Source organism: Polycladomyces abyssicola (assembly GCF_018326425.1).
GTDB lineage: Bacteria > Bacillota > Bacilli > Thermoactinomycetales > JIR-001 > Polycladomyces > Polycladomyces abyssicola.
Genome location: NZ_AP024601.1, coordinates 2,123,611 through 2,143,788, shown reverse-complemented (window position 1 = coordinate 2,143,788; position 20,178 = coordinate 2,123,611). Strand labels below are relative to the sequence as shown.

General features: G+C 52.7%; 18 protein-coding genes and 1 other RNA gene. 16 read left to right on the top strand and 3 right to left on the bottom strand.

The features are described from left to right. Window positions 1–11 precede the first annotated feature (11 nt). The 6 genes from dnaG to KI215_RS10805 all read left to right on the top strand — a co-directional run bounded on the left by dnaG (window position 12) and on the right by KI215_RS10805 (window position 9,027). Window positions 12–1,829, top strand: a complete 1,818-nt coding sequence (gene dnaG, locus KI215_RS10830) for a DNA primase (protein ID WP_212772745.1) — start codon at window positions 12–14, stop codon at window positions 1,827–1,829. A gap of 62 nt (window positions 1,830–1,891) precedes the next feature. Next, window positions 1,892–2,983, top strand: coding sequence for an RNA polymerase sigma factor RpoD (rpoD, locus tag KI215_RS10825; RefSeq protein WP_420830194.1), 1,092 nt, complete (start codon window positions 1,892–1,894; stop codon window positions 2,981–2,983). Between the two features lie 212 nt (window positions 2,984–3,195). Further along, the gene (locus KI215_RS10820; RefSeq protein WP_212772743.1) at window positions 3,196–4,335 is read left to right on the top strand and encodes an acyl-CoA dehydrogenase; all 1,140 of its coding nucleotides are present in this window, start codon (window positions 3,196–3,198) and stop codon (window positions 4,333–4,335) included. 17 nt (window positions 4,336–4,352) lie between these two features. Next, window positions 4,353–5,996, top strand: coding sequence for an AMP-binding protein (locus tag KI215_RS10815; protein WP_212772742.1), 1,644 nt, complete (start codon window positions 4,353–4,355; stop codon window positions 5,994–5,996). A gap of 378 nt (window positions 5,997–6,374) precedes the next feature. Then, window positions 6,375–7,487 carry a 4-hydroxyphenylpyruvate dioxygenase gene (gene hppD / locus KI215_RS10810; RefSeq protein WP_212772741.1) on the top strand — a complete coding sequence of 371 codons (1,113 nt, stop codon included), beginning with the start codon at window positions 6,375–6,377 and terminating at the stop codon, window positions 7,485–7,487. Window positions 7,488–7,584: 97 nt separating this feature from the next. After that, window positions 7,585–9,027, top strand: coding sequence for a M1 family metallopeptidase (locus KI215_RS10805; RefSeq protein ID WP_212772740.1), 1,443 nt, complete (start codon window positions 7,585–7,587; stop codon window positions 9,025–9,027). 36 nt (window positions 9,028–9,063) lie between these two features. Here KI215_RS10805 and KI215_RS10800 read toward each other — a convergent pair whose 3' ends face one another. Beyond that, a complete protein-coding gene (locus KI215_RS10800) occupies window positions 9,064–9,348 on the bottom strand; it encodes a spore germination protein (protein ID WP_246512089.1) in 285 nt (94 codons plus the stop codon). A gap of 105 nt (window positions 9,349–9,453) precedes the next feature. On the opposite strand from KI215_RS10800, the gene KI215_RS10795 reads away from it, so the two are divergent. From KI215_RS10795 to KI215_RS10770, 6 genes are all read left to right on the top strand, one after another. Then, entirely contained in the window at window positions 9,454–10,206 is a 753-nt protein-coding gene (locus KI215_RS10795) for a tRNA (adenine(22)-N(1))-methyltransferase (protein WP_212772739.1), read from the top strand. Further along, window positions 10,182–11,285 carry a Nif3-like dinuclear metal center hexameric protein gene (locus KI215_RS10790; RefSeq protein WP_212772738.1) on the top strand — a complete coding sequence of 368 codons (1,104 nt, stop codon included), beginning with the start codon at window positions 10,182–10,184 and terminating at the stop codon, window positions 11,283–11,285. The genes KI215_RS10795 and KI215_RS10790 overlap by 25 nt, the downstream gene beginning before the upstream one ends. An 88-nt stretch (window positions 11,286–11,373) precedes the next feature. Then, an RNA gene (rnpB, locus tag KI215_RS10785) (RNase P RNA component class A) lies at window positions 11,374–11,796 on the top strand. Window positions 11,797–12,053: 257 nt separating this feature from the next. Further along, window positions 12,054–12,884: a GDSL-type esterase/lipase family protein gene (locus tag KI215_RS10780; protein WP_212772737.1), complete on the top strand. Its 831-nt coding sequence runs from the start codon at window positions 12,054–12,056 to the stop codon at window positions 12,882–12,884. A gap of 219 nt (window positions 12,885–13,103) precedes the next feature. Continuing rightward, complete coding sequence (locus tag KI215_RS10775) at window positions 13,104–13,577, top strand: hypothetical protein (RefSeq protein WP_212772736.1); 474 nt, start codon at window positions 13,104–13,106, stop codon at window positions 13,575–13,577. Window positions 13,578–13,744: 167 nt separating this feature from the next. Further along, on the top strand, window positions 13,745–14,023 hold the full coding sequence (locus KI215_RS10770; protein ID WP_212772735.1) for a hypothetical protein: 279 nt from the start codon (window positions 13,745–13,747) through the stop codon (window positions 14,021–14,023). A 36-nt stretch (window positions 14,024–14,059) separates the two neighbouring features. Here KI215_RS10770 and KI215_RS10765 read toward each other — a convergent pair whose 3' ends face one another. Next, the gene (locus KI215_RS10765) at window positions 14,060–15,763 is read right to left on the bottom strand and encodes a hypothetical protein (protein ID WP_212772734.1); all 1,704 of its coding nucleotides are present in this window, start codon (window positions 15,761–15,763) and stop codon (window positions 14,060–14,062) included. Then, window positions 15,764–16,063, bottom strand: coding sequence for an MTH1187 family thiamine-binding protein (locus KI215_RS10760; protein ID WP_212772733.1), 300 nt, complete (start codon window positions 16,061–16,063; stop codon window positions 15,764–15,766). Between the two features lie 122 nt (window positions 16,064–16,185). On the opposite strand from KI215_RS10760, the gene KI215_RS10755 reads away from it, so the two are divergent. From KI215_RS10755 to KI215_RS10740, 4 genes are all read left to right on the top strand, one after another. Further along, a complete protein-coding gene (locus tag KI215_RS10755) occupies window positions 16,186–17,256 on the top strand; it encodes a M42 family metallopeptidase (RefSeq protein ID WP_212772732.1) in 1,071 nt (356 codons plus the stop codon). A 96-nt stretch (window positions 17,257–17,352) separates the two neighbouring features. After that, window positions 17,353–17,904, top strand: a complete 552-nt coding sequence (locus tag KI215_RS10750) for a DJ-1/PfpI family protein (protein ID WP_212772731.1) — start codon at window positions 17,353–17,355, stop codon at window positions 17,902–17,904. Window positions 17,905–18,220: 316 nt separating this feature from the next. Beyond that, window positions 18,221–18,955, top strand: a complete 735-nt coding sequence (locus KI215_RS10745) for a cysteine hydrolase family protein (RefSeq protein ID WP_212772730.1) — start codon at window positions 18,221–18,223, stop codon at window positions 18,953–18,955. Window positions 18,956–19,054: 99 nt separating this feature from the next. Further along, complete coding sequence (locus KI215_RS10740; protein WP_212772729.1) at window positions 19,055–20,155, top strand: NADH-quinone oxidoreductase subunit D; 1,101 nt, start codon at window positions 19,055–19,057, stop codon at window positions 20,153–20,155. The last annotated feature ends 23 nt before the right edge of the window (window positions 20,156–20,178 follow it).

Here is a 20,178-nt window from a genome sequence, read left to right as displayed (position 1 = left end):
GTGATTTCTTGATGGGGCGTATCCCTGACGAAGTCATCGACCAAGTCCGGGAACATTTTGATATCTTGGACGTAGTGGGTCAATATGTGCAACTGAAGCGAAGCGGTCGCAATTATTTCGGTTTATGCCCGTTTCACTCAGAAAAAACCCCTTCCTTTTCCGTCGCTCCCGACAAGCAGATTTTTTATTGTTTCGGATGTGGTGCAGGCGGCGATGTGATTAAATTCATGATGGAGATTGAACAGCTCACCTTTGTCGAAGCAGTGCGCCATCTGGCCGATCAGGCCGGAATCGCCCTGCCGGAGGCGGATCGGGAGGACCGGCCGGAGGATGACAGGCGCACCCGTTTACGTCAGGCGTTGGACTTGGCGGCGCGGTTGTACCATCACCTGCTGGTGAATACAGATCACGGTCAGCCGGCACGGGCATATCTGGAACGTCGGGGGGTGAGCATGGAGACGATCCGCGAGTTTCAGATCGGATATGCTCCTGCCTCTCGGCACTTCCTTCTGTCGTTTCTTAAAGGAAGAGGATATCGGGAGCAGGAGATGGAGGAAGCGGGGCTGATCTCGATTCGCGAAAACGGGAATGGTTACTATGACCGGTTCCGCGGACGGATCATGTTTCCGATCCATGACGCGCAAGGCCGTGTAATCGGGTTCGGTGGCAGGCTATTGGGTGAAGGACGGCCCAAATACCTGAACAGCCCGGAAACACCTGTCTTCCACAAGGGACGTAATCTGTTCAACCTGCACCGTGCCCGCCAGGCGATGCGCAAAGATCAGCAAGCCGTCCTGTTTGAAGGTTATATGGACGTAATCGCTGCCTGGCAGGCAGGGATTCGTTCCGGTGTGGCGTCCCTGGGCACTTCGCTTACGGAGGAGCAGGCCCGCGTGATCCGGCGCAATGCGGAGGTGGCCATCATCTGCTACGATGCGGATGATGCCGGTCAATCGGCGGCCGATCGCGGACTGGAACTGCTCCACGAACAGGGGGTCATCGTCAAAGTGGCGCAACTGCCGCAAGGGATGGATCCCGATGATTATATCCGTGATCAGGGTGCCGAATCATTTCGCCGGGACGTCATTGGTTCCGCTCTCCCGTTGACTGCGTTCAAACTGGAGCGCCTGAAAAAGGATTTCGATCTCCGGGATGAGCCGCAACGGTTGAAATATTTGACGCTGGCTCTGGAAGTGATCGCTGACCTTCCCCTTGCCATTGAGCAGGACCATTATGTCCGTCGATTGGCAGAAGAGCACCGGCTGTCCCTGGATGCCCTGAAACAGGAACTCAGGCGCATCCGGCGTCGCAAACAAAGAGAAAACAGAGGGGATAAAGGTCAAACTAAGTGGAATAATGAATATCATAATACCAAACACATGGTCGGTCCAGACAGACGCAACGCTGCGCATGAGGCTGAAAAGCAGTTGCTTGCCATGATGATCCGTGACAAGGAAATCGCTGCGTATGTACAGGAAGCGATCGGCGCGGACTTTCACGTTGATGAATATCAAGCCATCGTTGCACGCCTGTATGCGTATTATGCCGAGGGGTATCCGGCCGATCCGGGACGGTTCCTGCATTACGTCAAGGATTCCGAGCTGTCATCGTACATCAGTGAATTGGCGATGATGGACATTCCGGACGATATTCCCGGTAAGGCCGTGGACGATTGCATCCGTCGCATCCGCCTTCATTCCATTCATCTTCAATTATTGGATATCAAACGTCAGATCGAAGAAGCAGAACGTGCTGGTGACACCGCAAAGGCGGCCCAGTTGGGAATCGAGCTTCTGCAGCTGGAAAAGAAAAAGAAAATGCTGGCCTGAAGCGGTGAAATCAGGGAAGGAGGGAACTGACATTGGCAAAGGAACAACATGTTGACACCGAGATGGATCTTACTTTGGAGCAAATGAAAGAACAACTGATCGACCTCGGCAAGAAACGGGGCGTTCTCAGCTATAAAGAGATTATGGAAAAATTGTCCGCCTACGATCAGGATTCCCAACAAATCGATGAGTTTTTCGAGCAGTTGGCTGATCAGGGGATCGAAGTGATCAACGAAGACGTGGATGATGATATGGTCTTCGATGATGACGATACGCATCCTGAAGAAGAATATCTGGACGATGACCTGAGTGTGCCTCCGGGTGTCAAAATCAACGACCCGGTTCGGATGTACTTGAAGGAGATTGGACGTGTACCGCTGTTATCTGCAGAGGAAGAAGTCGAACTCGCCAAGCGGATCGAACAGGGGGACGAAGAAGCCAAACGGCGTCTCGCCGAGGCCAACCTCCGTCTGGTGGTCAGCATCGCCAAACGGTATGTGGGCCGGGGCATGCTGTTCCTGGATCTGATCCAAGAAGGCAATATGGGTCTGATCAAAGCTGTCGAGAAATTCGACTATCGCAAAGGGTACAAGTTCAGTACCTACGCCACGTGGTGGATTCGCCAAGCGATCACCCGTGCGATTGCGGATCAGGCCCGCACGATCCGAATCCCGGTGCATATGGTCGAGACGATCAACAAACTGATCCGGGTTTCCCGTCAGCTGTTGCAGGAATTGGGACGGGAGCCCACGCCGGAGGAAATTGCCAAGGAGATGAACCTCAGCCCCGAAAAGGTTCGCGAGATCATGAAAATTGCCCAAGAACCGGTCTCGCTGGAAACACCGATCGGGGAAGAAGACGACTCTCATCTGGGAGATTTCATCCCCGACGACGACGCGCAGGCGCCAGCGGATGCGGCCGCCTACGAGTTGTTGAAGGAACAGCTGAAGGAAGTGCTGGACACCCTGTCCGAGCGCGAAGAAAATGTGTTACGTCTCCGGTTTGGGTTGGACGACGGACGCACCCGCACACTGGAAGAAGTGGGCAAGGTGTTCGGCGTCACCCGGGAGCGGATTCGGCAGATCGAAGCAAAAGCACTCCGCAAATTGCGCCATCCCAGCCGAAGCAAACGGCTCAAAGATTTCCTCGAATAAGCATCCGTGGGGGAAGCATCCTACACGGGTGCTTTTTTTCTTGCCGAATACTGACTCAATTTTATCCCTTTTCAAATCGCAATGCAAACGCTCTTCCGCGTCCTAAACGACAGAAAAAAGTATCCATTCGCAAAATTCTTGATGAAAACAAGTGGATCCGCCTATAATGGTGTTGATAGCGCTTTCTAACATATAAGAAGGAGTGGGAGAACATGAATTTCGACCTGACGGAAGAGCAGAAAATGATCCGTAAATTGATGCGTGATTTCGCCGAAGGAGAGGTGGCTCCTACCGCCGATGAGCGGGATCGTACCAAACGGTTTCCCAAAGAAGTGTTTGAGAAGATGGCTGAGCTCAATCTGATGGGGCTACCGTTTCCCGAGGAATACGGCGGCGGCGGTGCAGACACGGTCAGCTTCGCCATCGCGGTGGAAGAGCTGAGCCGGGTGTGCGCTTCTACGGGCATTACGTATTCTGCTCACATCTCGTTGGGTTGTGCCCCGTTGTATTTGTTCGGTACCGAAGAACAGAAACAAAAATATCTGGTTCCGCTTTGCCGCGGGGAAACGCTCGGGGCATTCGGGCTGACTGAGCCCAATGCCGGTTCGGACGCTGGAGGGACCAAGACGACTGCGGTACGTGAAGGAAATGAATGGGTGATCAATGGCTCCAAATGTTTCATCACCAATGCCAGTTACGCCCGTTTTGTGTCATTGACGGCAGTGACGGGGAAAAATGGGGAGAAACCCGAGATCACCGCGTTTATCGTCCCGACAGATTCGGAAGGCTTTCAAGTGATCGATCAATATCACAAAATGGGCCTGCACAGTTCCAACACGACCGAATTAGTGCTGGATCATGTTCGTGTGCCGCATGAAAACATCCTGGGCAAGATCGGGGAAGGGTTCAAACAGTTTTTGATCACGCTGGATGGCGGACGGATCGGCATCGGGGCGATGGCGGTCGGAATTGCACAGGGGGCGTATGAAGCGGCATTGCAATACGCCAAGGAACGGATGCAGTTTGGCCAATCCATTTCGAAATTTCAGGTCATTCAACATAAACTGGCTGACATGGCCATGTACATCGAATTGGCCCGCAACATGGTGTACAAGGCAGCTTGGCTCAAGGACCAGGGGCGTCGATTCACCAAAGAAGCATCCATGTGCAAACTGTTCGCCTCCGAGGTGGCGATGAAGGTATGCAACCAAGCGGTCCAAATCCATGGAGGCTATGGATACATGCATGATTACAAGGTGGAACGCTTTTTCCGTGACGCCAAATTGACGGAAATCGGAGAAGGAACTTCGGAAATCCAGCGAAACATCATCGCCCGGGAAATCGGGTGTTGAAACGAGGAGGGCAACGGGTGGCGGAACTTCTCGAAATCACGTTGGGTGATCTGTTGGATCAAATGGCAGATCGGTTGGCGGATCATCCTGCGGTGGTCTATCCGGAGTACGGGTTGCGTTGGAGTTACCGGGAATTCCAGCAGCAATGCAACCGGGCTGCGCGCGGCTTGATGAAATTGGGATTAAAAAAGGGAGATCATCTGGCGATCTGGGCGAGAAACGAGCCGGAGTGGTTGGTGACTCAATTTGCCACAGGCAAGATGGGTGCCGTCCTCATCACGGTCAATACCAACTACCGTACTCGAGAACTGGAATATCTGCTGCGCCAGTCAGATACGGAAACCTTGATCTTGATGGAACAGTTCAAAGGAAACAATTACGTCGAGATGCTGATGGAGATCTGTCCCGAATTGAATGATTGCAAGCCGGGGGAATTGCGTTCCGAGCGCTTGCCCAAGTTGAAGAACGTCATCCTCCTGGGGCGGGAGCGAAAGCCGGGCATGTTTTTGTGGGATGACATCCTTCAAATGGGAGACGAAGTGACCGACGAGGAACTGGTGCAGCGGCAGCAGTCGTTGCATCCGGAAGATGTGATCAACATGCAATACACGTCGGGTACCACCGGATTTCCCAAAGGCGTCATGCTCACCCATCGCAACATTGTCAACAATGCGCGCAACATCGCCGAGTGTATGCGGTTAACCCATCAGGACCGCCTCTGCATCCCGGTTCCGTTTTTCCACTGTTTCGGGTGTGTGTTGGGTACGTTGGCTTGTGTTTCCGTTGGTGCGACGATGGTTCCGATTACGGAATTCGATCCGCTCCGGGTGCTCGAAGCGGTGGAACAGGAACGCTGTACCGGTTTGCACGGGGTGCCGACCATGTTTATCGCCGAGCTGAATCATCCCGAGTTCGATCGATTTGATTTGTCTTCCCTTCGTACGGGCATCATGGCCGGTTCCAACTGCCCGATCGAACTGATGAAAAAAGTGGTCGACGTGATGGGCGCACGGGAAATCACCATCGTTTACGGTCAAACTGAATCCTCGCCAGGAATCACGCAGACACGGACGGATGATCCGATCGAATTGCGTGTCAGTTCGGTAGGAAGGGCTTTGCCCAATGTGGAAGTGAAGATCGTGGACCCCAATACGGGGGCCGAAGTGGAGCCGGGTGTGCAGGGAGAATTGTGTACCAGGGGTTACCATGTGATGAAAGGATACTACAAAATGCCTGAAGCCACAAAGGAAGTTTTAGATGATGACGGGTGGCTGCACACGGGCGATCTGGCGACCATGAACGAAAACGGGTACGTTCGCATCACCGGTCGGCTGAAAGATATGATCATCCGTGGCGGGGAAAACATTTACCCGCGGGAAATAGAGGAGTTTCTCTACACACATCCCAAAATCCTCGATGTGCAGATTGTCGGTGTCCCTGATGAAAAATATGGCGAGCAGGTGATGGCATTTGTTCGCGTCAAAGAGGGAGAGACATTGACACTGGAGGAACTGCAAGATTTTTGTCGGGGGCAAATCGCCCACTTCAAAATTCCGCAGGCACTTCAGATCGTGACGGAGTATCCCATGACGGCCAGCGGGAAAATTCAGAAGTACAAGTTGCGGGAGATGGCTGTACAGATACGCCAATCCCAAACTTGAAGAATCACACAGGGAAATTCGGGTCCGCCTCCTGAAGCCAAGTAAATTGAAAACCGTCTCCCGCCTCTGCTTCACCTGTCTTTCCAGGTTGTCAGCGGGAGACGGTTTTTTGTGGTTCCATTGATTCACCTCTTATGCGGCAGTTGTGAACAGAGGCGATCATCCCCTTTTGTAAATCACGATATTTTCTTCTGTTCTGCCTCCATCCGCTTCACAATCTGCTTGCATATACGGTTATCCAGTTGATCATCCGATGACATGGATTCCAGATGCCCCTTCAATCATGCAGTACACAAAAGCGTTGCCGTGTGTGCTTGCTCCTTTCCGAAATTGGATATAACCTGAAGGTAAATAATATTCTGACTGGAGTGGCGATTGATGGAACAGCAATTGCAACCTGCTTCGACGGAGCATGATTTCTTTACGATCCGTGATGTGGATTATTTGGAAATCTACACGGGCAACGCAAAACAGGCGGTGCATTTCTTTTGCCGGGCATTCGGATTTCGTCTTGTGGCCTACAGCGGGTTGGAGACGGGAAATCGGGATTATGTTTCCTATGTACTGAAGCAAGGGAGGATCCGCCTGGTTGTAAGCGGTGCGTATGGTCCGGATCATCCGATTACCGAATTCGTGAAGCAACATGGTGACGGGATCAAGGATATCGCGCTGTTGGTGGATGATGTCGAAACCGCTTATTCGGAAGCGGTTTCAAGGGGTGGCATGCCGGTTAAAGAACCTCATGAATTACGGGATGAACACGGTGTGATCAAAAAAGCGGTCATCGGCACATACGGGGACACTGTCCATACTCTGATCGAACGGCATCAATATCACGGTTTGTTCGCCCCTGGATTTTCGGCACCTGAATGCGACATTCCCCATCATGACGCCGGGTTGGTCGCGATTGACCATGTGGTGGGCAATGTGGAGCGGATGGAGGAATGGGTTGCCTATTATGAGAATGTGATGGGCTTTAAGCAAATGATCCATTTTGACGACAAAGACATCAGTACTGAGTACTCGGCACTCATGTCCAAGGTGATGCACAACGGCGGACGAATCAAGTTTCCGATCAACGAGCCGGCCGAAGGCAAGCGGAAATCGCAGATCCAGGAGTACCTAGAATTTTATCGAGGTGCAGGGGTGCAGCATGTGGCCTTGCTGACCAACGATATCGTTAAAACCGTGACAATTCTGCGACGTAACGGAGTGGCGTTCTTGTCCACACCCGATGCGTATTATGATGCCTTGACCGAACGTGTGGGAAGCATCGATGAATCGATCGAGGATTTGCGACGACTCAACATTTTGGTAGATCGGGATGACGAGGGTTACCTCCTGCAGATTTTTACTCAACCGATCGTCGACCGACCCACCCTTTTCATTGAGATTATTCAGCGCAAGGGAGCACGCGGATTCGGGGAGGGAAACTTCAAAGCACTGTTCGAAGCGATCGAACGCGAACAGGCACGACGTGGCAATCTGTAGACTCTATGTTGATTGACGGCGCTTGCCGTTCATATTTCCCTTTCGGTTGGATCATTCTATAAAGGAAAATCTCCAACAGAAATGGGTTGATGAACGGATGATACGCCGTTTTTTCTTTTGGTTCGGTTGTTTGGCTGTGATCAGTGTAATTGTGACCGGTTGGTCGCCTCGTCCGATGAATGTGTTGCGGACGGCCTCATCTGCGGAAAAAACGGAGCGTCCGCATTATCGGATCACGGCCCATTATCATGACGAATCAGCACAGGTTACCGGTCATGTAACGGTGACATTACCCGCCAAACAGGTAAGTGATTTGCGGGAAGTCTATTTTCATTTGTATCCGAACGCTTTTGCGCATTGGAAATGGGGAGCCCATACCAAACCAAAGCAACCGGGGTATCTTCATGTTTCCCGTGTGAAAGTAGACGGCGTTTCCGTCGCCCAACAGGTGAAAGAGACGGTAATGAAGGTACCGTTGCCCCAACAAGTGGGAACAAGAAAGACAGTGCGGATCGACATGGATTACCGGTTGCAGTTGCCCAAGGGCGGCACCCGCTTGAACACATTCAAACGAACCGCTTTCTTGGCTCAATGGTATCCGATGCTGGCCGTAAAAGATCAAGACGGTTGGCATATTGAACCGTATACGACCATCGGCGACCCGTTTTACACCCGGATGTCCGATTTTGAGATTACATTCCATGTGCCTTCGGGATATCGTTTGATCACTTCGGCTCGTGACCCGGAAGACCCGGTACAAGGAGTTGTCACCACCCTGCGCCGTCACAATGTACGGGATTTTGCAGCCGTCATCACCAAAGATTATGAGCAGGTTCAGGGGAAGGCCGGTTCTGTTCGTGTACGGCTTTGGTATTTGCCCGGTATGGAGGACGTGGCCCAGGAGCTGCACGATGCTGCCGTATCCGGGATGAAGTTCTTCTCTCAACGTTTTGGCGCCTATCCGTATGACGAAGTGGATGTGGTATTGGGAGAAACAGGGTATGGGATCGCGGGGATGGAATATCCCGGTTTGGTCACTTCGATTCCCAAAATCCCCACACGACAAGGAGAACGGCCCGCCGTTAATGTAGTCGTCCACGAGTTGGCCCATCAGTGGTGGTATGGAGTGGTGGGCAACAATCAAGTGAAAGAGCCGTGGTTGGACGAAGGATTGACCACATTTTCCGAGTTTCTCTTCATGCATGACCAAATGGGAGAAGACGAGCGGGAGCTCCTGATCCGTGCCGCGGAGCACTGCAATCGAATCAACCGGAAAACGGGTGTCACCTCGGTTGAATCTTTGTACCGTTATTCGGATCTTGTTTACGGATTGATGGTGTATACCCGCCCGGCGGCTATGATGTGGGAACTGGCGGACGAAATCGGCAAGGACAAGGTGTTGCGGATTTTGAGAACGTATTATCAACGGTATCAGTATCAAATCGCTACCACCGAGGATTTTATCCGGGTTGCCAATGAAGTGACCGGCAAAGACCTGACTCCGTTTTTCGACAAGTGGCTGTACTTTAAAACACGATAATAAAAGTAAATGAACGGACTTGGAAAAGAGGATGGTCTAAATACGTACCTCCCCGGCTTGATCGATAATATCCGGGTCAATCGCCTGATTGGGGCTGCCGGTGATATTGAGAGAAAAATCTCCTATGGGAAATGAGCCGCCGATATCCTTGACGTTGGACGATGGGCTGACATTCATGGTGTCTCCCCAATTGATGGTGGCGGTGGAGTCGACTTTGCCGATCTTCGCATGGAAAATCTGATTGGCGGTGGGCAATCCATTCGCCTCCCCTAATCGAAATGGCATCGCGCGGGACGTAGGGCGAACGTCCCGCCCTTTCATTTTATCCACTCCACTTCAAAAGCGTTCATGGACAACGGCATCGCGGAGTTGAGTTCGATTCGTTATAATGGGAAAGACGAAGGATTGCCGAAGGAGGATGCATTCATGGTGCAACCAAATGAGAATGCACCTTCCGTCCAAGTGTCCAAGCGGTTGAAAGTGATCGCGCAAAAGGTCAAGCCGGGAACAGTGGCGGATATCGGTGCCGATCACGCCTTGTTGTTGATTACACTGGCGGACTCCGGAAAGCTGGTTCGTGGAATTGCCGGGGAAATACATACAGGCCCATTCCAAAACGCGCTCAGACGTGTGCGGCAAGCCGGATGGCAAGAACAGATCGACGTTCGTCAAGGAGATGGGTTGTCCGTTTTGCGTCCGGGGGAAGTGGATGTCATCACGATCGCCGGGATGGGCGGTGCACTGATCACCCGCATATTGGAGGAAGGGAAAGAGAAATTGGCCGGTGTGCGTCAATTGGTGTTGCAGCCCAACACCGATGGCCAGTATGTTCGCCGATGGCTTGCGGACAACGGATGGACACTGACGGAGGAAGAGTTGGTGGAAGACGGGGGAATTTTATATGAAATCCTGGTTGCGGAACCAGGGGAAAATCCGGGGCTTTACCACCAACCTCCGTTGACGTCCGAACAACTGATGATCCTCGGGCCCTGGTTATGGAAAAGAAGACATCCGTTGCTCAAGCGAAGGATTCGGGAAATATTGGAGGAGAAACACCGCATCGCTGATCGGCTTCAGGCGGCGAAGTCGGATGAAGGCCTGAAGCGCAGAGCTGAGATTGCCCGTGAAATCGAAGAGTGGAGGAGGATCGAGCAATGGGGATTCAAGGACGTGAATTGATTCGGGCCATGGAAGCATGGGCTCCGCCGCGGTTGGCGGTGGAAAAAGATCGGATCGGCTTGCAAGTGGGAAATCCGGATGCAGAGGTTCGCGGGGTTTTGGTTACCTTGGATGTGACTGAAGACGTGGTGGATGAAGCGATTCGTCTTGGGGCGAACTGGATCGTGGCCCATCATGCGGTCATTTACAAACCGGTCTCATCGCTCCGGACGGACCGGCCTGCAGGTCGGTTATACCAAAAACTGTTACAGCATCAGATCCAGGTTTACATTGCCCATACCAATCTGGACACCGCCGATGACGGTGTCAACGATGTACTGGCGGAACGGTTGGGCTTGCAGGATACGGAAGTGTTGCTCCCGCATATTCACGAACGGTTGAAAAAAATCGTGGTCTTTGTACCGGAAGATCATCATGAAGCGGTGTTAAACGCCATGTGTGAAGCGGGTGCCGGTTGGATCGGCCAATACAGTCATTGTACGTTTAACGTGAACGGTACCGGTACGTTCCTTCCGCGGGAGGGAACCAACCCCTATATCGGCGAACAGGGAAAATTGGAGCGTGTCAAGGAAATCAGGCTGGAGACCATCATCACAGAATCGATTCAATCACGAGTCATTCGAGCGATGCTGGATGCACACCCCTACGAAGAAGTAGCTTACGACCTCTACCCCTTGGACAATTCAGGACCAGCCATGGGGCTGGGTCGCGTTGGCCATTTGCCGCAACCGGTGAATCTGCGGCAACTGGCTGAACAGGTCAAATCCGCATACGAAATCGATGGCGTACGGTTTGTGGGTGACCCGGATCGACAAGTGCAACGTGTGGCGATCATGGGCGGATCTGGTGGCCGTTTTTATTCCGCAGCATTGGATCAACAAGCGGATGTCTACATCACCGGGGACATTGATTTCCACACGGCGCAAGATGCGTTGGCTGACGGATTGTGCTTGATCGATCCGGGGCATCACGTAGAGCGCTGGGTCGTGCCCCGGGTCTGTGAAAAGTTGCGCTCGGCCTTGCCGGATGTGACGATTACACCTTCCAAAGTGGATACCAATCCATTCCGCTTTGCCTGATTGTTAATGAATACCACTTGCGACGAAGAGCGGGATTTGATAAAATGTAATCTCCGGTTTGATACAGTGGATCTCCGTTAAAGAGCGGAAAGTAAACCAGGCAATCGCCGGTGGATCGCCGCAAGGCGCCACGGGAGGAAAGTCCGAGCTCCATAGGGCAGGGTGCCGGCTAACGGCCGGTGGGGGCGACCCTAAGGCTAGTGCCACAGAAATGTAGACCGCCGATGGAAGTGCTTCGGCACTTCACAGGCAAGGGTGCAACGGTGCGGTAAGAGCGCACCAGCGGCATGGAGACATGCCGGCTAGGTAAACCCCACCCGGAGCAAGACCTGATAGGGGATCAGCGTGCTTGGCACGCAACTGTGGCCCGCAGTGATCCCGGGTAGGTCGCTGGAGCTGTGCAGCAATGCACAGCCTAGACAGATGATTGCCACTCCAATGGGCGGGAGGCGAACAAGCCGCCGTCAGTACCGCTCGGAGTACAGAACTCGGCTTATGGTTTGCTTTCCGCGGAGCTTGTACGGAGATCATGATTTTACTTTACACCAGAAATCGGTTCGGCGTTGGTCATTCCACTCTTTGGGTGGAACGATCAACGCCGATTTTGTTTTGTTCAATTTCAATAATGCAGGGAAACCGATCATAATAGCATTTTTTTATGAAAAAAATATGTAATATTCCTATTACATTCCTTTTATATGGATGAAATGGGAATGTGATCTAACTCTTGTATACTTAAGGAGACAACGAGAGCGGGAGGTGAGTGACGTGAACAAAGTATGGACGTTGATCCTGGCCGTTTGGATCAGCGTCTTCGGTTGGGCCGGTTGGGAGTGGATGCAAGCATCGCACCCGTCCGTCTCTGCACGCTCTCTCGATACCGGCATTGTTCATGAAGCTCCCTCCATGTTGCAAACATTGAAAACGCGTGCGGGTCGAGAAGGAAGCCTGCATTATCTGGCATTGGGCGATTCGGTCGCATTGGGGAAAGGGGCTCCACGCGGATACGCCGCGGAAGTGGCAGACAGGCTCGAACGACATCATTTGCCGGTGCAACTGGACAATCAAGGTGTGTCCGGCCAAACCTCATCACAATTGTGGGTAGCGTTGCACAAACCCGAGATGAAGCGTAAAATCCGGCAAGCGGATCTGATCACCATCACCATCGGCGGAAACGATGTGTTGAAAGTGGCACTGAAGCGCTCCCAACCGTGGGAAGCATTCTCTTCTTTTGATGAAATCAGGGACGGATTTGTCCGTCATCTGAATCAAATTCTGACACTGATTCGACAGGAGAATCCCACTGCCGTTATTCTGGTTACTTCGTTGTATAACCCGGTACCGCCGGATGCGTTGTATTTCCCCCTTACAGAAAAACTGTTGGACAACTGGAATACGGCTTTGTCTCAAACCGTTTCCGCCCAACCGGGGTGCATCGTCGTTGAGATAGACGATCTGTTGAGACCGGAACACCGCGATTGGTTGGCGGATCAGATTCATCCCAACACCCGCGGCCACCGGTTAATTGCCACTGCCATTCTGAACGCCATCGGACTGGACGATACCGGTTCCCAAGTGGCGGATGCCGGGGGCAACTGATGATTAGCCATAAGTGATTTCGGTAGCGGGTCTGAAATTCCCGTCCGATTTCTATCTGTTGCTACGGAACGGAGGCGGGCAATCGGATTCAGCAGATATTGTCAACCATTTTGCGTTCGATAGGTCGTTCTTTCATGTGGAAATGCCTTACGCCATAAATATGAGTCAAAGCAGTTTGTTCTTCGATCTTCAGCCAACCCGCACAAGGAGGCGCTACCGGTGGCGGCAAAATGGCTGAGTATCGCGATCACTGCTTTGGTTGGTGGGCTGATCGGCCTGTTTTTTTCTTTTGTGAAGGACCTGTTGTCCGCATGGTTTCAGGGCAGGGGGCGGTTGAGTGTACAGGTGAGACGGGTTCGGGCTTGCTATTATCGATTCGGTGATACCGGAAAGGGGGGATGGGGAAGCCGCACGGAACGACGGAAGGAAGCGCAGGTCGCAATGGTGGAAGTGGATGTGGTGTGGGTAAATCAATCAGCTCGTCCGATCGTGGTGACAGATGCGTGGCTGATATTACGTGATCGTGGCCACGATTACCGTATTCGGCCGTTGGATCGGCATGAGGGAAAGCCATTTGGCTGTACCGGGTGGAAGGGAACGACAGCTGTCCGGGCTGGTTGTCCGCACATTTTTACCGAACGGAAGAAACCCGTTTTTTCTTCGAGAGGATGGATAGCAAAGCGTGTCTTATGATCACCACACGGCAGGGAAAGTCGATGGAAGTGTCCTTAAAATGGGAAGATCGCGTTTGATGAACCATTTTCCATCCATGGTTGGAATCACGGTGGCACTGCCGAGATGCATGGATCCGCTATCAGCGGGAAAGGCTAAACCAAACGGATGGAAGAGGTTGAAAAGGTATGATGCATCCTTTTTCTTCTTACGAGGCGTATATTGAACGCTACAAGATGTTTTGGTCCGAGGAGGGGGACGGACGCCCTCCCATTCTTTCTGAAGCGGAATTCCGCAAAAAATTTCAACTGCTGCGAGAGAGCTACCGGACTTATTGGGAAATGATTCGCAGTGGACAGGAGTCAGAGGCGGCCCATTACTATCTCAATGTGATCAACCCATTGGAAAATGAGTTGGCCATTGCAGATGGAGCGGATAATTTCTTGCTGGATGATGAGAATCAATAAAACTAACACCCTGCGGAAGCGTCTCCGCAGGGTGTTTTAGTCTGATCGATCCAGCACGGATGGGGCTTCATTCACTTGCAAAAGGTGAAGCATTTCACGGCATTGCAAGAGCAGTTTTACCTGGGGCGGAAACTCGCTTTCGGTGGCCAAAAAGCGCATCATTTCCTCCAATTGGCGGATAGATTCTTCCCTTTTCCCTTCCACCATACTGTCCATCCATCGCTCCGCCAGTTCCCGGATGAGCGGTCGGTGAACTTCTGACCGGAGGCGGTGATACAGATCAAAGGCATGGTACAACCGCAAGACGGTGATATAGACACGGATTCGTCTCCCGGAATCAAACCGCAGCATAGAGGGGATCATCCCGGGACTGGTGCTGATCGCGGTCCATGCTTTAACCGATTCAAAGTCCGGGTTGTCTAGTGTAAATCCTTCGGTTTTCAACCGGTCAAATCCCATGTAAATCCATGCAGGAGGGCCGTTTTTGATGCGTGTCAGGCACAATGTGATCAAAGCTGACGGCTTCCCTTTGAGGTAAGAAGTGAGATCGACGGTTTGATCTTCCCACCGTTCCCGGTCCTGTGTCACCAAATCCCTGCGCCACACGAGCTGTCGGTCTACCCACAATTGCATTTGGTATTGACCGATCATTTGGGAAAGAGGCACTTGATCCGGGTAAACGCTCATATACGAGAACTTGAATCGGTAGCGTGACGAAGGGGAAAGGCGGATTCTCTGCCGGAAACCGGCCGATGTTCCCGTTCGGGTCAGGTTGTTGGGCGAGACGAACACGCTGGCGTATCCTGTCCCGGATCTTGCTAGGCGTTCTTTCACTTCCGGAAACCACACTTTGTGCAATACATAGGTGATCAATCCTTTAATACGTTGGTTCCGCAGCGCATCCATTCCAAAGCGCACAGCTTTGTCCACGTAAGTGACAGTGGGACTGGCTGGGGTGGCCGACAATTTGCTCGCATGTACCATCAACACCAATGGCAGCCCACGGGGGGCCAACAGTCGGCGCGCCTGCTCCACCTGTCCCGGCAGGCTTTGCAGACGGTGCGTGTTTCTGTATTTGTCGTCCCTGAAAGTCATCACCACACCGTCGATCGTGTGATGATACTCTTCAATAAAATCGGTCGTGATGCCGGGAAAGTAAACCTGCGGATAAAAAAGCAGATCGGGGTTTTCCGCTTTACCCGCCTGCCAAAATCGTTCCGTATATCGTGGAGTGAAAAATCCCCGGTTGTCATTGAAGTCGTCGATCACAACGCCTTTGAGGTTGGGAAATGTACGGGAGAGGTGACCGATCGCCCGAAACCAAGCCACATAATCGGTACCAAACGGTTCCGAAGCTTTCTCCATCGCTTCACTCGGCGGGACGAGATAGGCCCACACCTGTATCCCTGCTTTTTTGGCAGCAGGCAAAAATTCGCGGCGCAAATCATCCCAATCGGTCGGCTCGTGCCAAATTAAGTAAAAATACGTGTTCACCTTCAGTTCCCGCAGCCGTTGGATCATTTTGGGCGTGTCAATGTGGTGAATCCCGTCTTTCCGGGGTTTCGCCTCCCGAATTTCCCCACCGTAATCGCCGATCATGGCAGAAGAAGAGGGGGGGCGAGAAGGGACCGACATGACTGAAACAGTGGCGTCCGGTCGTGACGGCCACAGACTCGCCGCAAGCCCCAACGTCAGGATGACGGCCAGGAACGATCGTTTACCCCAAAACGAGGGTATCACTTAATGAACGTCCCCGTTGACTTTCGCCACTTGGGATTCCAGACTGATCGGCTGGTCGCGGCGATCGTCGATCGTAATCTGTGTGATCACCCGATTGGTTCCGTTTTGCATGGAAGAACGGTGAATTTCCTGGGCCACATCCATCAAACGTTCCAGATCCCCTTCGATGACGGTAGCTGTCGGGGTAATCTGATAGTTGAGGCCGCTCCGTTCCACCATACTGCAAACATCCTTGACCATATTGCTGAAGCTGGGCGTATTGGTTCCAACTGGTACGATACTGATTTCCATCAACGGCATGGTTGTTCCTCCTTTCCTCAGTAGTGTGAAGAAGTAGAGGTGGAAATATGTACGTAAATAAACGGAAAACATTTCAGCCATAATACAAAGCGGATGAATTTGGTGGAAAGGAAGACAATACGATGGAACTGCTGAAAGAGTTGACAGAAGCCAATGGGGTCCCCGGTTTTGAAAGGGACGTACGCGCCATCGTGCGCCGGGAATTGGAGAAGGGGAATACGGAGCTGTTGTGGGATCGGATGGGCAGCGTGTTCGGTCAAAAAAGGGGAACGGAAACTTCTCCGCGTGTGTTGTTGGCCGGTCATTTGGATGAAGTGGGTTTTATGGTGACCGAGGTCACCAAAGGGGGGTATCTCCGCTTTTCCCCGTTGGGCGGTTGGTGGAGCCAGGTGCTGTTGGCCCAGCGGGTCACCATCATGACCGAAAAGCGGAATTTCACCGGTGTGATCGCTTCGAAGCCGCCGCATGTGATGACGTCGGAAGAAATGAACAAGGTATACCCGATGCGAGAGATGTATATTGATGTCGGCGCGCATTCGGACAAGCAGGTCAAAGAGTGGGGCATTCGCGTGGGCGATCCCGTCGTACCGATGTGCCCTTTTGAGATTTTGCCCGATGACGACACGATTTTGGCCAAAGCGCTGGATAATCGGGTCGGGTGTTATCTGGCACTGGAAGTGCTCGATCAATTGCGCGTCACTGAACATCCCAACACTGTCATATGCGGTGCCACTGTGCAGGAGGAAGTAGGATTGCGGGGTGCCACCACCACACCACATGTCGCAGAGCCGGATGTGGCATTTGCGTTGGATGTAGGGGTAGCTGAAGACGGGCCTGGCAGTGAGGGAAACAGCAAAGCCAAATTGGGTAAGGGACCGCTCATCACGTTCCTCGATGCGACGATGATCCCCAACGTCCGATTGCGTAACCTGGTGATCGACACTGCCGAGCGAAACGGGATCCCCTATCAGATCGACACCATGCTGGGCGGCGGGACGGATGGCGGTCAGTTTCATCTTTTCCGCAAGGGGGTACCCACATTGGTAGTGGGGGTGGCCGCACGGTACATTCACAGTCATGTGTCGATGGTGAGCAAAAAAGACGTGGAAAACGCCGTCAAACTGTTGGTGGAAGTGATCAAACAATTGAATCGGGAAACGGTGGAATCACTCACCGCCTATAACCAAATCTGAACGGACAGTCTGTTTCCCCATCTAGACTCCCGTTTTTTCCTGTGTAATAATGGGTAATGGACAATTGATGTCAATATTGACAGGGAGGGAACGGATATGGCCAAAGTGTTGATTTTGACCGGAGACGCCGTTGAAGCGTTGGAAGTGTTTTATCCGTATTATCGACTGTTGGAGGAAGGACACGAAGCGGTCATCGCCGCTCCCAACAAGAAGAAACTGCAAACCGTGGTTCATGATTTTGAACCGTCGATGGAGACCTACTCTGAAAAACGAGGCTACGGTCTGGATGCGCATATTGCCTTTAAAGAGGTGAATCCGGCCGAATATGACGGGTTGATCATCCCTGGCGGACGGGCTCCGGAATACATCCGCCTCGAACCGGAAATCCCCTCCATCGTGGGTCACTTCTTTGAAACGGGCAAACCGATCGCTGCGATTTGTCACGCGGCACTGGTGTTCAACGTGATCCCGCAACATGTCCGAAACCGCAAAATGACGGCCTACATTGCCTGCCGTCCGGAAGTGGAATCGGCCGGTGCGCAGTATGTGAAAGAAAACCTGCACGTTGACGGAAATCTGGTATCGGGGCACGCTTGGCCGGACCTTCCCGGGTTGATGAAAGAGTTTCTGAAATTGTTGAATCGGTGAAGCGATCATATATAGGCTCGCCCAAACTGGGCGGGCTTTTTTTATGGGCGTGATCCATCCCTGGTAACACTTCTCCACCTCCACCCATGCTTTTGCCTGTGGGGTTTTCGTGGTAAGATAAGATTAGATTGTTGAGAAAATTACCATGCTTTAGCCGATTGCCAAGAGTGTATCCGGTATTCTCGGACTGAGAGAAGAGCGATTTGCTTCCGGCTAGCGAGCAAGAGGGAAGCAAGCACACTCGGGCCAAATGGATTGACCGGATACACTCTGGCTGCAAGTGGAATTACAATCTGATGCCCCGGGAGGGAGTGTCGTGGATCGGCGGTTGGCTTTTTTTGATGAGGTGGATCGTCGTCTGCGTGATCTGCCGCGCGTATCACTATCGTCGGTGATAGAGAGAGCCGGTGGCATCGAACGGATGTTCCTCGTGCTGGTGGATATTCTCAAAGGTTTTTGTGACACGGGTCCATTGTCCAGCACACGTGTCCGGGAGATGGTGGAGCCGGTGAGGCGTTTAACATCTGTTTGCTTGGAAAGGGGCCTTCCGGAGCGCAATTTGCTGTTTCTTAATGATGCACACCCCGAACATGCCGTCGAGTTTGCCGCGTTTCCCCCACATTGCGTCCGTGGGACGGAGGAGTCGGAAGTGGTGGATGAACTCCGCCCGTTTTGGGAATTGCAAGGAGTGATGCGCTTTCGAAAGAACGCGACCAACGGATTGTTCGGGGTGAATGATGCGAATGAAGTGTTTCATGCGTTTCTGACCGACCGGTTCCGGGAGGGACATTGCACCTTTTTGGTCATGGGAGATTGCACCGATCTGTGCATCTATCAAAATGCACTGGGCATCCGTTTGTTGGCCAATGAGCGGAATGCTGATGTGCGGGTTTTGGTCTCCCGTGAACACGTCCGGACGTATGATTTGCCCGTCGAAGCGGCGGAAGCGGCTGGAGCCCTGCCTCACGACGGCGATCTGATGGATTGTTTGTTTACCTATCACATGTGGCTCAACGGTGTGGAGATCGTGCAGACGGTGACGTCGGACTAATCGGGGACGCCTGATCAGGACGAGGAAACCCTTTCTCCTGGGAGGAAATGAAAACATCCTTGACAGGATAGATGTTGTGACCAGTCAAAGGGGGCTATCGTGTTGCGAACGGAAGAAATGTTGCTCAACGTGGGTCCGCAGCACCCGAGTACACATGGGGTTTTGCGCATCATCCTGCGGATCGACGGTGAAATCATCCGTTCTGCCGAGCCGGTAATCGGTTATTTGCACCGCGGGACGGAAAAACTGGCCGAAAACCTGAATTACACGCAGATCATCCCCTACACCGACCGGATGGACTATCTGTCGGCCATGATCAACAACTATGCAGTTGTGCACGCCGTGGAAACATTGATGGGGCTGGAGATTCCGGAGCGGGCGGAATACTTGCGCATCATCGTGATGGAATTGAACCGGATCGCCAGCCATCTCGTCTGGTTCGGTACGTACCTGTTGGACATCGGCGCGATGAGCCCGTTTTTGTATGCTTTTCGCGACAGGGAGAAGATTATCGACCTGTTCAACGAGTTGTGCGGGGCCCGGCTCACCTACAATTACATGCGAGTGGGCGGCGTGAAGTGGGATGCGCCGGAAGGTTGGATCGACAAGGTGAAAGAACTGGTGTCGTATCTCCGGGAGCGTCATGAAGAGTACCTGGATCTCGTGGCGGGAAACGAAATTTTCCTGGCCCGGGTGAAGGGCGTTGGCCGTTATGATCAAGCGACAGCAGCTTCATTCGGATTGTCCGGCCCGTGTCTGCGGTGTACCGGGATTCAGCGTGATCTGCGCAAAGATCAGCCATATTCGATTTACGACCGGTTTGATTTCGATGTGCCGATCTCGACCAACGGCGATTGTTATGACCGCTTTTTTCTGCGCATGGAGGAAATCCGTCAGTCGTTGCGCATCGTGGAGCAGGCGGTGGAGCAATTCCCGGATAGCGGCCCGATCATGGGCAAAGTGCCGCGCGTCATCCGGCCGCCGGAAGGCGAGGTGTATGTGGCCGTGGAAAATCCGCGGGGAGAATTGGGCGTGCATCTCGTCAGCAAGGGGAAAGACAAACCATGGCGCATTCATTGGCGTCGGCCTTCCTTCTATAACCTCCAGATTCTGCCGCACCTGTTGGAAGGGGAGAACATCGCCAACCTGGTCGCCATCTTGGGCGCGATCGACATCGTGCTGGGCGACGTGGACGCTTGACACAAAACCCGCAGGGAGGGAAC

Coding starts and splice junctions, on each gene's coding strand:
- dnaG (WP_212772745.1), top strand. CDS start 12: ATGGGGCGTATCCCTGACGAAGTCATCGACCAAGTCCGGGAACATTTT.
- rpoD (WP_420830194.1), top strand. CDS start 1,892: ATGGATCTTACTTTGGAGCAAATGAAAGAACAACTGATCGACCTCGGC.
- KI215_RS10820 (WP_212772743.1), top strand. CDS start 3,196: ATGAATTTCGACCTGACGGAAGAGCAGAAAATGATCCGTAAATTGATG.
- hppD (WP_212772741.1), top strand. CDS start 6,375: ATGGAACAGCAATTGCAACCTGCTTCGACGGAGCATGATTTCTTTACG.
- KI215_RS10805 (WP_212772740.1), top strand. CDS start 7,585: ATGATACGCCGTTTTTTCTTTTGGTTCGGTTGTTTGGCTGTGATCAGT.
- KI215_RS10800 (WP_246512089.1), bottom strand. CDS start 9,348: ATGAAAGGGCGGGACGTTCGCCCTACGTCCCGCGCGATGCCATTTCGA.
- KI215_RS10795 (WP_212772739.1), top strand. CDS start 9,454: ATGGTGCAACCAAATGAGAATGCACCTTCCGTCCAAGTGTCCAAGCGG.
- KI215_RS10790 (WP_212772738.1), top strand. CDS start 10,182: ATGGGGATTCAAGGACGTGAATTGATTCGGGCCATGGAAGCATGGGCT.
- KI215_RS10770 (WP_212772735.1), top strand. CDS start 13,745: ATGATGCATCCTTTTTCTTCTTACGAGGCGTATATTGAACGCTACAAG.
- KI215_RS10760 (WP_212772733.1), bottom strand. CDS start 16,063: ATGCCGTTGATGGAAATCAGTATCGTACCAGTTGGAACCAATACGCCC.
- KI215_RS10755 (WP_212772732.1), top strand. CDS start 16,186: ATGGAACTGCTGAAAGAGTTGACAGAAGCCAATGGGGTCCCCGGTTTT.
- KI215_RS10750 (WP_212772731.1), top strand. CDS start 17,353: ATGGCCAAAGTGTTGATTTTGACCGGAGACGCCGTTGAAGCGTTGGAA.